At 43.7% G+C, this 13,021-nt stretch carries 15 protein-coding genes; 10 read left to right on the top strand and 5 right to left on the bottom strand.

The window, feature by feature from the left end; translation table 11 throughout:
* Positions 1–61: 61 nt before the first annotated feature.
* The 4 genes from RTS10_RS05595 to RTS10_RS05580 all read left to right on the top strand — a co-directional run bounded on the left by RTS10_RS05595 (position 62) and on the right by RTS10_RS05580 (position 3,932).
* Positions 62–1,798 carry an AMP-binding protein gene (locus RTS10_RS05595; protein ID WP_312539547.1) on the top strand — a complete coding sequence of 579 codons (1,737 nt, stop codon included), beginning with the start codon at positions 62–64 and terminating at the stop codon, positions 1,796–1,798.
* A gap of 132 nt (positions 1,799–1,930) precedes the next feature.
* Positions 1,931–2,647 carry a ribonuclease PH gene (gene rph, locus RTS10_RS05590; RefSeq protein WP_312539546.1) on the top strand — a complete coding sequence of 239 codons (717 nt, stop codon included), beginning with the start codon at positions 1,931–1,933 and terminating at the stop codon, positions 2,645–2,647.
* A gap of 73 nt (positions 2,648–2,720) precedes the next feature.
* Entirely contained in the window at positions 2,721–3,203 is a 483-nt protein-coding gene (locus RTS10_RS05585) for a hypothetical protein (protein ID WP_312539545.1), read from the top strand.
* 165 nt (positions 3,204–3,368) lie between these two features.
* Positions 3,369–3,932: a c-type cytochrome gene (locus RTS10_RS05580; protein WP_312539544.1), complete on the top strand. Its 564-nt coding sequence runs from the start codon at positions 3,369–3,371 to the stop codon at positions 3,930–3,932.
* Positions 3,933–3,986: 54 nt separating this feature from the next.
* Here the strand turns inward: RTS10_RS05580 and RTS10_RS05575 are convergent, their stop codons facing one another.
* A complete protein-coding gene (locus RTS10_RS05575; RefSeq protein ID WP_312539542.1) occupies positions 3,987–4,775 on the bottom strand; it encodes an elongation factor P hydroxylase in 789 nt (262 codons plus the stop codon).
* Between the two features lie 144 nt (positions 4,776–4,919).
* On the opposite strand from RTS10_RS05575, the gene RTS10_RS05570 reads away from it, so the two are divergent.
* Complete coding sequence (locus tag RTS10_RS05570; protein WP_239743296.1) at positions 4,920–5,552, top strand: YceD family protein; 633 nt, start codon at positions 4,920–4,922, stop codon at positions 5,550–5,552.
* Positions 5,553–5,798: 246 nt separating this feature from the next.
* Positions 5,799–5,984: a 50S ribosomal protein L32 gene (rpmF, locus tag RTS10_RS05565; protein ID WP_312539541.1), complete on the top strand. Its 186-nt coding sequence runs from the start codon at positions 5,799–5,801 to the stop codon at positions 5,982–5,984.
* A gap of 204 nt (positions 5,985–6,188) precedes the next feature.
* On the opposite strand, the gene RTS10_RS05560 is transcribed toward rpmF, so the two are convergent.
* The 3 genes from RTS10_RS05560 to RTS10_RS05550 form a co-directional block, all read right to left on the bottom strand.
* Positions 6,189–6,758, bottom strand: coding sequence for a hypothetical protein (locus RTS10_RS05560; protein WP_312539540.1), 570 nt, complete (start codon positions 6,756–6,758; stop codon positions 6,189–6,191).
* A gap of 280 nt (positions 6,759–7,038) precedes the next feature.
* Positions 7,039–7,341, bottom strand: coding sequence for an addiction module antidote protein (locus RTS10_RS05555; RefSeq protein ID WP_312524120.1), 303 nt, complete (start codon positions 7,339–7,341; stop codon positions 7,039–7,041).
* Entirely contained in the window at positions 7,328–7,663 is a 336-nt protein-coding gene (locus tag RTS10_RS05550; RefSeq protein ID WP_312539539.1) for a type II toxin-antitoxin system RelE/ParE family toxin, read from the bottom strand. Before RTS10_RS05550 ends, RTS10_RS05555 begins: the two co-directional genes overlap by 14 nt.
* Positions 7,664–8,157: 494 nt before the next feature.
* Here RTS10_RS05550 and fabD point away from each other — a divergent pair, with 494 nt between their 5' ends.
* The 3 genes from fabD (at position 8,158) to acpP (ending at position 10,337) form a co-directional block, all read left to right on the top strand.
* The gene (gene fabD, locus RTS10_RS05545; protein ID WP_409455587.1) at positions 8,158–9,165 is read left to right on the top strand and encodes an ACP S-malonyltransferase; all 1,008 of its coding nucleotides are present in this window, start codon (positions 8,158–8,160) and stop codon (positions 9,163–9,165) included.
* A 17-nt stretch (positions 9,166–9,182) separates the two neighbouring features.
* Complete coding sequence (fabG, locus tag RTS10_RS05540; RefSeq protein WP_007115623.1) at positions 9,183–9,911, top strand: 3-oxoacyl-ACP reductase FabG; 729 nt, start codon at positions 9,183–9,185, stop codon at positions 9,909–9,911.
* A gap of 183 nt (positions 9,912–10,094) precedes the next feature.
* Entirely contained in the window at positions 10,095–10,337 is a 243-nt protein-coding gene (acpP, locus tag RTS10_RS05535; protein ID WP_007115622.1) for an acyl carrier protein, read from the top strand.
* A 106-nt stretch (positions 10,338–10,443) separates the two neighbouring features.
* Here acpP and RTS10_RS05530 read toward each other — a convergent pair whose 3' ends face one another.
* Positions 10,444–11,241 (bottom strand): cytochrome C assembly family protein, encoded by a 798-nt coding sequence (locus tag RTS10_RS05530; protein ID WP_177343782.1) that lies wholly within the window; start codon positions 11,239–11,241, stop codon positions 10,444–10,446.
* Positions 11,242–11,406: 165 nt separating this feature from the next.
* Between RTS10_RS05530 and ffh the strand changes: the two genes are divergently transcribed.
* Positions 11,407–12,873, top strand: a complete 1,467-nt coding sequence (gene ffh / locus RTS10_RS05525; RefSeq protein ID WP_312539537.1) for a signal recognition particle protein — start codon at positions 11,407–11,409, stop codon at positions 12,871–12,873.
* Positions 12,874–13,021 lie beyond the last annotated feature (148 nt).

The raw sequence follows: 13,021 nt of genomic DNA, 5'->3' as shown, positions 1-13,021 counted from the left end.
CGCCCAACTAACCTTATAAAATTGGGGATACCAATAGGCTGTTACGAGCAATACTGAGTTTATGGATGACGCTATTTCACCAATCAATGACCGCCCGATGCATGAGATGTATGAATGGGAAGAAAATCAGCAACCGTGGCTGATTAGCTACGAGCGCTATAACATTTGTAGTACCATCGATATGCCAGATGAACAAACGTCGCTGATTGACATCTTAGAAGCGGGGTTTGCCAAACATGCACGACAAGTGGCGTATTACTGCGATGATCAGCAGATTACTTACGAGCAGCTAGATAAACTGAGTCTAAAAGTTGCCATTTATTTACAGCAGTTAGGGCTCAAGGTCGGTGATGCTATTGGCGTGATGTTGCCCAATATTTTGCAATATCCTGTGATTACCCTTGGCGTCATCCGTGCTGGCATGGTGCTGGTGAGTATGAACCCTTCCTACACCAGTCGCGAGCTTGAGCACCAAATGGATGATGCCGATATCAAGGCGTTGTTTATATTAGATAAATTTATTTATACCTATAAAGACATTGCCGATAACCTTAACCGCGATTTACATCATTTAATCATCTGTCGGCTGGGCGATTTAAAAGGTAAGCTCAAAGGCGCGTTAATCAATCTGGTCTCAGCGACCACCGATTTGCCGCCAAAAGGTAATTGGATTTATTTTAGTCAGTTATTAGCCGGCGCTAGCAAGGCTTATCAACGCCCAAATCTCACGTTATCGAATATCGTATTAATTCAATATACCGGTGGTACCACAGGGACGGCAAAAGGCGCGATGCTCAGTCATGGCAATGTGATTGCCAATTTGCTGCAAATCGATGCGTTGATTCGCAGCGCGTACGATGAAGAAGGACAAGAAGATATTATTTTGGCGTCGTTGCCACTGTATCATGTATTTTCATTCACCATTTGCTGTGTTTTTATTTTATATCGTGGGTTTGCATCGAGGCTGGTGCCCAATCCACGTGATATCAATGAACTGGTCAATACGCTAAGGCGTACACCGCCGCATTTTATTTTGGGGGTCAATACGCTATTTAGCGCCTTGATACAGCATCCTGAATTTCGAAGGCTCGATTTTTCCCAACTCAAAGCCACCATTGGCGGCGGCATGGCAATCCTACCCAGTGTTGCCAAAAAATGGCACACCATCACAGGGTTGCCGATTATCGAAGGGTATGGGCTCTCAGAAACCGCGCCTGTGATTACCTTTAATCCATTAACTATCGCAGAATTTACCAACAAAGTCGGGCTACCAACCCCTGATACTGACATCATCTTATTGGACAACAACGACCAACCTGTGCGCATTGGCGAACGCGGGGAAATCGCCGTCAAAGGCCCGCAAGTGATGGTGGGGTATCGCAATCTACCTGTCGAGACTGCTAATGCGTTTACCGCGACAGGCTATTTGCGCACAGGCGATATTGGCATCATTGATGAGCGCGGTTTTATCAAAATCGTTGACCGTAAAAAAGACATGATTGTGGTGTCAGGGTTTAATGTCTACCCAAATGAGATTGAGTCAGTGATGCTCGAGCATGCCGATGTGCTCGAGTGTGTGGCGATTGGCGTACCAAGCGCGACGCGCGGCGAAGAGCCCAAAATATTCGTGGTCAGAAAACACAACCGCGTCACCGCTGAGCAGCTACTGGCGTTTGGTAAACAGCACTTAAGTGGCTATAAACGCCCACGCTATGTCGAATTTGTCGAGAGTCTGCCCAAGTCCAATGTTGGTAAGATTTTACGTAAAGAGCTGCGTAAGCGCGAAGGGCTTGAATAGCAACCTGCCATGTTGCCGACGGAATTGTCTTGCTAAAACTGGGTGGGCAAGGTAGCATAAAACCACTGTAATTTTTGCCCATTGCTTAAAAACTATCTACCAAACCGTCAAAGCGGTCTTTTAGGGAATCTTATGCGTATCGATAATCGTGAAAACAACCAACTTCGCCCAATTAGTTTTGTGCGTAACTTTACCAAACATGCCGAAGGTGCCGTGCTGGTCAGCTATGGTGATACCAAAGTGCTATGTACCGCCAGTATCGAAACCCAAGTACCGCGCTGGCTTAAAGGCACAGGTAAAGGCTGGATTACTGCTGAATATGGTATGTTGCCACGCGCGACCCACGAGCGTACCCAACGCGAAGCCGCCAAAGGGAAACAATCAGGTCGTACCCAAGAGATTCAGCGTTTGATTGGTCGCAGCTTACGGGCGATGGTAGATCTTGAAAAGCTTGGGGAAAATACCATCCATATCGACTGTGACGTGCTGCAAGCCGATGGCGGCACCCGTACTGCCAGTATCACCGGTGCGGCTGTGGCATTGGTCGATGCGTTAGAAAGATTGCAAGCCGCCAAAAAACTCAAAGCCGATCCTTTGGTAGGCTTGGTAGCAGCCGTCTCTGTGGGTATTAAAAATGGTGAAGTACTGTTGGATTTGAACTATAGCGAAGACTCAAGCTGTGACACAGATCTTAACGTCGTGATGACCCAAAAAGGCGAGTTTATCGAGATTCAAGGCACTGCCGAAGACAAACCTTTTACCCGTGCGCAAGTGGATGAAATGCTAGCGATTGCTGAAGAAGGCATCAAACAGCTGATTGCCGAACAACAAGCGGTGCTAGGTTGGTAAAATAGCCTAAAAAAACGGGCTAGACTAGTAAGGGCGTAGCGCATACGCCCTTGAAATCGTTATAGAGATTATTATGTTAAAAGTCACCGAGACAGGCGTTACCATTGGTTTGCAAGGTCAAGCGGTGACACCAAACAAGCTGACCCAAATACTGTGGGTGGGTATCGCAATCGCTGTGGTAGGGCTATTGATGTCATTTAAATTGCTCTCAGTTGCCATCGGCTCGCTGATGATTTTACTAGCCATCATCGCAAGTGTTGTGTGGCAAGCATTCAACCGAAAAAAACAGGTGCCTACTTTAACAGGGGGTGAACTGCGACTGACCCAACAAGGTTTTAGCCATCACCAAGATACTAACGTCACAAGTTATCAATTATTGCCCAGCGATAGCATTGAGCCCACCACCGATGGCATGACCATCTACAATGCTGACGGTCAAACCTTGTATCACATCACAGGTTTTCATGACCCTAAACATATCAAAATCGCCCAAGCCGTCCTACAAGGTAAGTCCATCAAAGCCCAAGGCAAAGCAATCAAATTACAAAGCACTTAATCAAAAAACCACATCCTATCTCAAAGAGTGGTTAGGCTTAGTTACCAAATCATAATAATTTTTTTACCAATACTTGTTAAAATCCTTAGAGATGATTAATCCACACTCTGATAATAACATTCATTATTTAATTCATATAAACCAAAAACACGGAAGGAAAGGACGATGTCGACTGCATTAAAATTTGCCACCCCATTAATAGTTGCGATGGCGCTGGTAGGCTGTAATAAAAAAACAGAAACCACAACCACAACGACCGCTTCAGCGCCTTCTACCACAGTTACCGCTAGCGCCAATGGTGCAAAGGCAACCGCTACGGTAAGTACCACAACGACGTCGACCACGGCAGTTGACCCTAACATGACGCCAGAAGACCACAAAAAAGCGCGTGAAAGAATCATGAAAGATTGGAAAAAAACCAACCAAACGATTGGTGCGATGGTCAAAGACCCAAGCAAATTTGATGCCGCGCAAGTCAAAGCCGCCGCCGAGAAACTTAACCAAAATCCTTGGGTGCATTATCCAGAGACAGCCAAAGGCGGTGAAGCAAAAGATGAAATTTGGCGCGATGCTGCAGGGTTCCAACAACAAATTGATAAATTTAAAACCGCTGCCAGTGCCCTCAATGCCGCCGCTGCGACTGCAACCAGTGTTGATGGCATCAAAACCCAATTTGGTGATTTGGGCGCTAGCTGTAAATCCTGTCATGACAAATATAAAGAAGATTAAGTTTTTATGCCCCATAAAGAAGGCAGCGTTCAATGACTGCCTTTTTTTATTGGCCTAATTAACTTTGATAAAATTGTGATAGATATCAAACGAGGTCAATGGTAGCGGGCGCAGTTTGGTTAACTGGCTTAGCAACACTTTGGCATCGGTTGACAGTTTTTGCCCCGTTTGCCAAAACTTCACCGCTTGGGCTTGTACATCAGCTTCAAAAGTGCTTTGACTGGTATCAAAATCAGCAAACAAATTATCTTTAGACACGCTAAAGGGTTTGTTGCAAGCCAGCGTTAATAAACATTCAATCGCTTGCGGCAGGATTTCCACTTGTTCAAATTGTTGCTGCTGCTGCTCATTACGTCCGTCGGGCGCGTACCAGTAGCCAAAGTCATTGAGCAATCGGCGTTTTTGACCTGCCATACACCAATGGCTAATTTCATGCAAGGCACTGGCAAAAAATCCATGTGCAAACACAATTTTGGCAGGCTCAGTATCGGTCGCGGCAAAATACTCAGGCTCATGCCCGCCTTTGACCAAAATCGTATCACGATGGCAAAACCACAGTTTGAACCAACCCATTAGCCATTGCACTTGTAATGCTTCCACCGATACCCATTGATAGTCAGTCAAAGGGCGATTTTTTGTCTTTGATATACTGGCGAGTACGGGCACAAAATTAACCTTTAATGCTAACTGCGCCCTTTGTTGGTCAATCACAGTGGTGTCCATATCATTGGCTAACACAGGCGCCACCGCGAATTGACTGACAAAAGGCAGCGTCATAAAGGGAAAAATAGCAAGGGTTGGTAATGATATTTGTGCAGATAGTGGCGATAGGTGTGTGGACATAGCAAAAGTAGGGTCGATAAAAATTGCTATTATACAATTTAACCGCCCGCATCGACTAGGAAATCACGCCAACAACATGCTACCATGCAATGGACGTCAGTATGCTTTATACTACAACGCAATATAACTGAAAGGAGCGGTGAAATGACGCTACATTCTTCATCAAACGTGCCAGCACAATCATCGCAAGATGTACCAACAACTGCCCCATCCAAAACCGCCAATAACACCACCAGTGAGATTGGCTCTAGTGCCAGCTTGGTCAAGTTTATTGATTTGGCACGTTGGGAGTATAACAACGATAACCATTATCACTGGGAAGGCGAGGTGAGTCTCAAGGATTTACCACGTATCTATGCCTTGGGTGATGAACATCATGACAACGATCAGCCACTGGATGTGATACTAGATATTCAGAAAAAAGGGGACGTGGTATTTTGGCAACTACACACCACGGGCGTGCTTTGGCAAACCTGCCAGCGCTGCCTAGACCCCGTCGCAGTGAGTCTAGATGTCGATAGTGAGCTTGCGCTACTTGAAGATGAAAATCACGTCGCATTGCTTGATGAAGGCACAGAAATCATCCTGGTTGATGAGCTAACGGATGACAATAAACTGTGGCTATTACCGATGATTGAAGATGAATTATTGGTCGATTTGCCATTAGCGCCCAAGCATGATGACTGCGAAATGGCAGTCACTGAGGTGGGCGAGTTGCCAGAGGCAGTGGCAGAAAAAGAAAATCCGTTTGCTGTACTGGCAAGCTTAAAAAGTTAAAAAGAACAACGCCAGTATATACGCTGTCATACACGTAGTAACAAAAACTTGCCACTAAATGTCGGTTAAGGCTTTGCTAAATGGGTTTTTTTACGTATAATATGGCGTTTATAAATTTATCTGATTGTCTGTTCCAATAGTTTGCCTTATATCCATGCCAAATATCGATATCAAGTTGTTTGCATGATGATGTAATGAGGTTAAGGGAACGATGTTTTAATAGCGAGAAGCACAGGAGCTAACCTCATGGCTGTTCAACAAAACCGTAAAAGCCGTTCACGCCGTGATATGCGTCGTTCACACGACCGCATCACAATCAATGCTGTTGCTGTAGATGCAACTACCGGTGAAAAACACATCCGTCACCATGCGACCAAAGACGGTTTTTACCGTGGTCGTCAATTATTCAAAGTAGCAGCCATTGCTGAATAATTAGCGCAAAATGTATGGCTTTGACATAGCTTAGTATGCATTGGCTAAGCACCAAAAAGGCTGATGAATTATCATCAGCCTTTTTTTATTTGTAAGCATTGATAATACTGGGTTTTTAATTCAAGTAATTTAGTTTATTTGAAAACTTTGATATTTCTATCTCATAAAAATTTTGAGTATAAAAAACCCACTGCTTGAGTGGGTTTACTTGTATTTTTCGTTTAAATATTTTTTTATTTCTTCCTTTGGCTGTTCAAATGAGCAAGCTATATCAATAGTATTAATAGCTATACCTTTTGGTGCAGGATATCGAAATTTAAAATTCTCTTTAGCCATATATTCATTTTTAGTTGTTGGTCTTATATATTCTTCATTGCTCTTAAGTTCATCATCAAGATAGTATTCGACTGAATCTATAAAATATGTATTATTAGCACAATTAATATTCCAATGCTCAACCGTGTTATTGAAGAACACATTTTCTATCTGTTTTTCATCTAGTGCAACGGTCTTTAACCAACCCTCGACTGTTTTAATTCTTGAATCGAGGTCATAATCTTCACCAAACATATATGATATATTCCAACTATTTCTTAAAAAAAACACTTTGGTATCATTTGCTTGCGTTGCATAAATCCATTCATCTGAATACTTGTTATTCTTATCAGTTAATGGTTTTAATGCTAAGCGTATATCATTTTTAGTATAAGTTTCTGCACCAACTGCCACACCAGCCATCATGAAGCCAAAAACCGCTACCGCTAACTTTTTCATACTCAATCCCTTACATAAGTTGGATTTTTACTATATACGATAAGTTATGGGCAAGCAATTACTGATTAGATAGTTTTGCCAGCGTTCAGTACTGATGGCGCTGAATGCGTTTTAGGCACTGCAAAAAGTCCGCTCATTACTTACCATTCGCGTTATGCCCATGCCTGTGGTATCGGTGCTAAATTTGCTTCTCTAATGCCTTAACGTTGATATATGTGGCGATGTTTGGGCAATAAAAAAGGGCAAAGGTTTAACCATCACCCAATCATTTAAAAAGTAGTTAGGCGTGTTTACTTACGACTTGTAATTGATAGCCCAAACTGTCTAATACTTTGGCTAGGCTTTCAAAACGTGGCTTTTCAGATTGTAAGGTTTTATATAGGGTAGTCCTACCCATATTTGCCCCTTTGGCTACGTCATTCATGCCCCTTGCTCTAGCAACATCGTTAAGGGCTTGCACAAATTGGGCTGGCGTTCCGTCCTCTAGCAGTTCATTAAGATACGCCTGTATGGTGGCTTCATCAGTTAAATAACTTGCCACATCAAAACGGCTGATTTTAATAGGTTGGTTAGTTGTGGTCATTGTCTGTAGTATCCTGCTGTTGTATGGTTTGCCATAATTTCACGGCTTTGTTGATATCCGTTTGCTGGCTATCTTTTGCGCCGCCCATCAATAATAAATAAATCGTTTCGCCTTGTTGGGCGTAATATATTCGATAGCCATTGCCCTTAAATATTCGCATTTCATATATACCGCCTGTACTAGGTAGTAGCTTACAATCCCCAAAATTACCACTTTCAGCCCGTTTAATTCTTATCGCTATGCCTGCTTTGCCTATAGGGTCTTTTAGGTCATTAAGCCAATCGCTAAATATATTTGTTTGGCTAATCGTGTAAGTTGTCATTATAGCCCCTCATTATTTTTATATTGTAGTGTTTTTACTACATTTAGACAATAAAAAAAGGCATGGCTAAAATAACCATACCACATCATGCCTGTCCAGTCTTAAAATAAAAATTTACTATCACCTTATAATAGTGAATCGCACATAACCGTCCTAGATTTTAAAATACCCGAAAGAAAAAACTAGAATTTTTTTTTCAATATGCCATAATAATCAGAGTACAATTGTACACATAAATTTGCTAGCTTACTTTTGCCTGCTTGCTGGATAGTAGGTTATATTATTGCCAGCCAAGTTTGATAAGACTATAACGTCAATCCAAGCTACTGACACATTTTGATTTTGCCGATAACATTTGGTAAAGTAATCGACCAAAAAATCGCCTAAGCAAATTTTTTAACCGTATTTTTTAGCAGTCTAGTAGACGCAATACAACATAAGCATTACAACATAGGCAGTAAAATATAATAAGTTAGGACATTATGGATAACCCAATGCAAAGCCAAACCAGCGCAAATCAACCAGCCACTTCATCACAACACAATGCTACATCTATGAAATATGCGGTGATTTTTCCAGGACAAGGCTCGCAGAGTGTGGGTATGCTACAAGATTGGGCAGCCCAGTATCCTACTGTCAAAGCAACATTTGATGAAGCCTCAAAGGCGCTTGGGTTTGACTTGTGGGCGATATGCCAAGGGGCGTCAGGCGCCGCGTCTTTGGATGATACTGCGTATACCCAACCTGCATTATTGACCGCCAGTATGGCGATTTGGCGGGTGCTGCGTGATGCGCTTGATTTACAGCCGGCATATGTTGCTGGGCATTCATTGGGTGAATACAGTGCGCTGTGTGCCGCTGGGGTATTGAGTTTGGCAGATGCGGTAAAGCTGGTGCATCAACGCGGTCAGTATATGAGCGCCGCCATGCAATCACAAACAGGTAAAATGGCAGCGATTTTAGGTCTACCCGATGAAGATGTACAACAAATATGTGAGGCTGTGGTAGCGGCGCATACGCAGGCAGTGGTCAGCCCAGCCAATTTTAACGCGCCAGGGCAAGTGGTGATTGCAGGCAATGTGGCAGGCGTGGATCTAGCGTCAGAGAAAATTGTTGCGCTCGGTAAAAAAAGTATGCCGCTTAAAGTCAGTGTACCGTCACATTGCCAGCTGATGACACCTGCCACCGATAAGCTTGCCGCAGAATTGGAAAACGTGACATTTAACCCACCCAGCATTCCGGTGATACAAAATCGCCATGCGCGGGTAGAAAACGATGTGACCGCAATCAAACAAGCCTTGATTGAGCAGCTCAATATGCCCGTGTTATGGTCGACTATTGAGAATAAGTTAGCAGACGCGCAAATCAGCTTACAAATCGAATGTGGCAGCGGTAGCGTGCTGACAGGACTAGCCAAACGCCAAGCGCAGAAAATTAACACACTAGCGACCGATACAGTCACCAAACTAGACAACATAAAACAACAATTATCAGCCCAATAAAAAAACCAAGGAAGTATATGACTCAACGTATTGCATTAGTGACAGGCGCCAGCCGTGGGATTGGTCAAGCAATCGCCAAACGTCTGGCAAATGAAGGTTATCTTGTCATCGGCACTGCTACCAGTGAAAAAGGCGCAGCGGCAGTCAATGATTACCTACAGGAATTGGGTGGTGCAGGTCGCGTGCTCAATGTGCAAGATGCCGAGCAAATCAACCAGTTATTTGATAGCATTGAAAAAGAATTCGGTAATGTACAGGTGCTAGTCAACAATGCCGGCATTACCCAAGATGGTCTACTCATGCGGATGGACGACAATGCCTGGGAGCGCGTGCTCGACGTGAATTTGACCTCGGTGTTTCGTACCAGTAAACGCGCCATAAAAGGCATGATGAAAGCGCGGCAAGGTCGCATCATCAATATCACTTCCGTAGTCGCAGCGATGGGCAATGCCGGACAAACCAACTATACGGCAAGCAAAGCAGGCATTGAAGGGTTTACCCGCTCACTGGCTCGGGAGATTGGGTCACGCCAAATCACGGTCAACTGCGTGGCACCGGGCTTTATCGACACCGACATGACCAGCGAGCTTGATGAAGCATTGATTCAATCCATGCTTAATGCCGTTCCGCTAGCTAGACTGGGCAAGCCTGAAGACATCGCCGCTGCGGTAAATTTCTTGGCAAGTGAAGAAGCAGGTTATATTACCGGTACCGTGCTTGACGTCAATGGCGGCATGTACATGTAAATGGTTTAGCCTGCCAAACACCAACCTAACGGGCTTTAAAATGCAGTTGTTGAACTTAAAATACCGTTTTTGAAATAGTAACAGGTTGCATTATTTTATTTTGAAATAGGCAATGATCATGATAATATGCTCTAATATGTAGTTTACTCGATATATCATATACCCCAATGCAAGGAGAGAAGCATGAGTAACGAAATCGAACAAAAAGTAAAAGCCGCAGTAGCTGAACAATTAGGCGTGAATGCAGAAGACATCAAAAATGAATCTTCATTTATGGATGACCTCGGTGCAGATTCACTTGACCTTGTTGAGTTGGTGATGTCTTTTGAAAACGAATTTGGTATTACCATTCCTGACGAAGACAGCGCACAATTAACCACGGTGCAAAGTGCTATCAGCTACGTACAATCAAAATTGGCTAACTAATTGCTAGTTACTAGTTACTTAATTTAGTAGCTTACTTATTATTTAGTTTAGCGGCTACTTAGTTTAACGGCAGTTTACCTCAGTTTTAGCGATAAAATTGGGGTTTTTATTTATTTAAAATCAGCTCCAACACAAACTTCGTCCCGATAAACGCCAAGCCAAGCAAAATCACACCGTATAGCGTCATATTCGCCGCGCGTTGACCTCGCCAGCCAAAGCGCCAATGCCCAACCAATAACGCCCCAAATACCAGCCAAGACAACAGACTAAACACAGTTTTGTGTACCAAATGCTGCGCCAGTAAATTGGTAGTATCGATAAAGCCCAACAACAGCGAAATCGACAATAGCAGAAAACCTACAGTAATCATATCAAACAGCAAGGCTTCCATACTTTGTAGTGAAGGTAGTTTATCGACCCAGACACGGTGAAAGGTTTGGCGTTTGAGTTCGCTGATTTGTAGCCGTAGCATAATCGCGGCAATCGCTGCCATAAATAGTACCGAATAGGCAGCCAAAGACATGATGATATGGGCTTGTAAGATAGGACTGATGGTTGATAACGGGTGATACGGGGCATCGCCAAAAAAACCAATCATCATGCCCAAAAATGCCAACGGCGTTGCCAAAATCCCAAGCGGCAAAATTTGGCGATAAAGACAAAATCCCCAATAAAATAACAGCATAAACAATGTCGTCAACGACACGACATTAAAAATATTAAAGTTTAGCCCCCCTTGGGTAATGATATCAGGATATAACACCACCGCATGACCCAATAACCCAATCAGCAATTGCCCAAGCACCATGCCTTTACGGATGGGCTTTTGTTGCGTAACTGCCCACATCAAATAGACGGTAGTTAAGCCATAACAGACTAACGCAAGTACAAAGATTACAAACACCCTAGCCTCATCAAAAATCATCAAATACGTGCAAAATGCGATGGTTATACTAACATGACCCATGCAACAAATCGCGATTTTATCGGTATTATATTAGCAGTTTTAGCTAATTTAGCATAAAATAGTAAGATTATAAAATTGATAGCAATAGATTAGAGAAATTATATGTTTGAAACCTTAACCGAACGCCTGTCGACGAGTTTGCGTAGTATCTCTGGTACAGGGCAGCTAACTGAAGACAACATCAAAGACACCTTGCGTGAAGTGCGTATGGCACTACTAGAAGCTGATGTCGCCTTGCCAGTGACGCGTGATTTTGTGTCACGGGTAAAAGACAAAGCCCTAGGTCAAGAAGTCCTTAAAGAACTCGCCCCAGGTCAAGCCTTTGTTAAAATCGTCTATGACGAACTGACCGAGATGATGGGCAGTGCTAACCAATCACTTGAAATGACAGGTAAACCACCCGTTGTCTATCTACTAGCGGGTTTGCAAGGGGCGGGCAAAACCACCACAGCCGGTAAACTTGCCAAATATCTGCAAGAGCGCCATAAGAAAAAAGTCATGCTAGTCTCTGCGGACGTCTATCGCCCCGCGGCAATCAAGCAGCTTGAGCAAGTCGCTGAGCAAGTCAAAGCCAATTTTGTGCCATCAAGTACTGACCAAAACCCGATTGATATCGCCAAACGCGCCATCGAACAAGCCAAAGTACAGTTTCAAGATATTTTGATTATCGATACCGCGGGTCGTCTGCACATCGACGAAGCCATGATGGACGAAATCAAAGCCTTAACCGCAGCCGTCACTCCGTCAGAAACCTTATTTGTGGTTGACTCAATGACCGGTCAAGATGCGGCAAATACTGCAAAAGCCTTTAATGATGCACTACCTTTGACTGGCGTGATTTTGACCAAGACTGACGGCGATGCGCGCGGTGGCGCGGCGTTATCGGTACGTGCCATCACTGGCAAACCGATCAAATTCTTGGGTCGTGGTGAAAAACTTGATGCGCTTGAGCCCTTCCACCCTGAGCGTGTGGCACAGCGTATCTTGGGCATGGGTGACGTGTTGTCACTGGTCGAAGAAGTCGAGCAAAAAATTGACCGCGAAAAAGCGGAAAAAATGGCGAAAAAAATCCAAAAAGGCGGTGAGTTTGACCTTGAGGATTTGCTAACCCAATTCCAACAAATGAAGAATTTGGGCGGCATGGCGGGTTTTTTGGATAAAATGCCAGGCATGAGCGGTGCGGATATCCAAAAAGCGGTATCAGATGCCAAGCCAGAAGAAAAGGTTAAAGAAATGGAAGCGCTCATTCATTCAATGACCCCATTTGAACGTAAAAACCCTGATAAAATCAACCCAAGCCGTAAACGCCGTATCGCGGCAGGCGCAGGTAAAGACGTACAGCACGTCAATCAGCTGTTAAAGCAGCACAAGCAAATGGCAAAAATGATGAAAATGCTATCCGATCCATCGGGCATCAGCAAAATGATGAAAGCGGTGCAAGGGTTGACCAAAGGCATGGGCGGTGGCGGTGGTCCATTATTTGGACAAAACAACCAAGCAGGTGCAAATACTACGACAGTGAACGGTCAAGCCAATCCAGTTGCGCCAAAATTTAAAACCCGTTTTTAAAATTTTAATCGCAGAATTGTACTTTCAAAGCCCGTATGCATTACGGGCTTTTTATTCATCTAAGGAATAATGAAAGTATTAAATATTCCAAGACAGTATAAATAAAAATCCTTACTATATTTTCAATCATTAAGCCATTGGATGTTTA

Source organism: Moraxella sp. CTOTU47616, assembly GCF_032017465.1.
In the GTDB taxonomy this organism is placed as follows: domain Bacteria; phylum Pseudomonadota; class Gammaproteobacteria; order Pseudomonadales; family Moraxellaceae; genus Faucicola; species Faucicola tetraodonis.
This window is presented reverse-complemented; position numbering and strand designations above follow the sequence as displayed.

What these genes read in the sequence shown, in the direction of transcription:
- fabG (WP_007115623.1), top strand. Translation starts at nt 9,183, where the DNA reads ATGACTCAACGTATTGCATTAGTGACAGGCGCCAGCCGTGGGATTGGT.
- RTS10_RS05585 (WP_312539545.1), top strand. Translation starts at nt 2,721, where the DNA reads ATGTTAAAAGTCACCGAGACAGGCGTTACCATTGGTTTGCAAGGTCAA.
- RTS10_RS05575 (WP_312539542.1), bottom strand. Translation starts at nt 4,775, where the DNA reads ATGTCCACACACCTATCGCCACTATCTGCACAAATATCATTACCAACC.
- RTS10_RS05560 (WP_312539540.1), bottom strand. Translation starts at nt 6,758, where the DNA reads ATGAAAAAGTTAGCGGTAGCGGTTTTTGGCTTCATGATGGCTGGTGTG.
- RTS10_RS05570 (WP_239743296.1), top strand. Translation starts at nt 4,920, where the DNA reads ATGACGCTACATTCTTCATCAAACGTGCCAGCACAATCATCGCAAGAT.
- ffh (WP_312539537.1), top strand. Translation starts at nt 11,407, where the DNA reads ATGTTTGAAACCTTAACCGAACGCCTGTCGACGAGTTTGCGTAGTATC.
- acpP (WP_007115622.1), top strand. Translation starts at nt 10,095, where the DNA reads ATGAGTAACGAAATCGAACAAAAAGTAAAAGCCGCAGTAGCTGAACAA.
- RTS10_RS05580 (WP_312539544.1), top strand. Translation starts at nt 3,369, where the DNA reads ATGTCGACTGCATTAAAATTTGCCACCCCATTAATAGTTGCGATGGCG.
- RTS10_RS05555 (WP_312524120.1), bottom strand. Translation starts at nt 7,341, where the DNA reads ATGACCACAACTAACCAACCTATTAAAATCAGCCGTTTTGATGTGGCA.
- RTS10_RS05595 (WP_312539547.1), top strand. Translation starts at nt 62, where the DNA reads ATGGATGACGCTATTTCACCAATCAATGACCGCCCGATGCATGAGATG.
- fabD (WP_409455587.1), top strand. Translation starts at nt 8,158, where the DNA reads ATGCAAAGCCAAACCAGCGCAAATCAACCAGCCACTTCATCACAACAC.
- rpmF (WP_312539541.1), top strand. Translation starts at nt 5,799, where the DNA reads ATGGCTGTTCAACAAAACCGTAAAAGCCGTTCACGCCGTGATATGCGT.
- rph (WP_312539546.1), top strand. Translation starts at nt 1,931, where the DNA reads ATGCGTATCGATAATCGTGAAAACAACCAACTTCGCCCAATTAGTTTT.
- RTS10_RS05550 (WP_312539539.1), bottom strand. Translation starts at nt 7,663, where the DNA reads ATGACAACTTACACGATTAGCCAAACAAATATATTTAGCGATTGGCTT.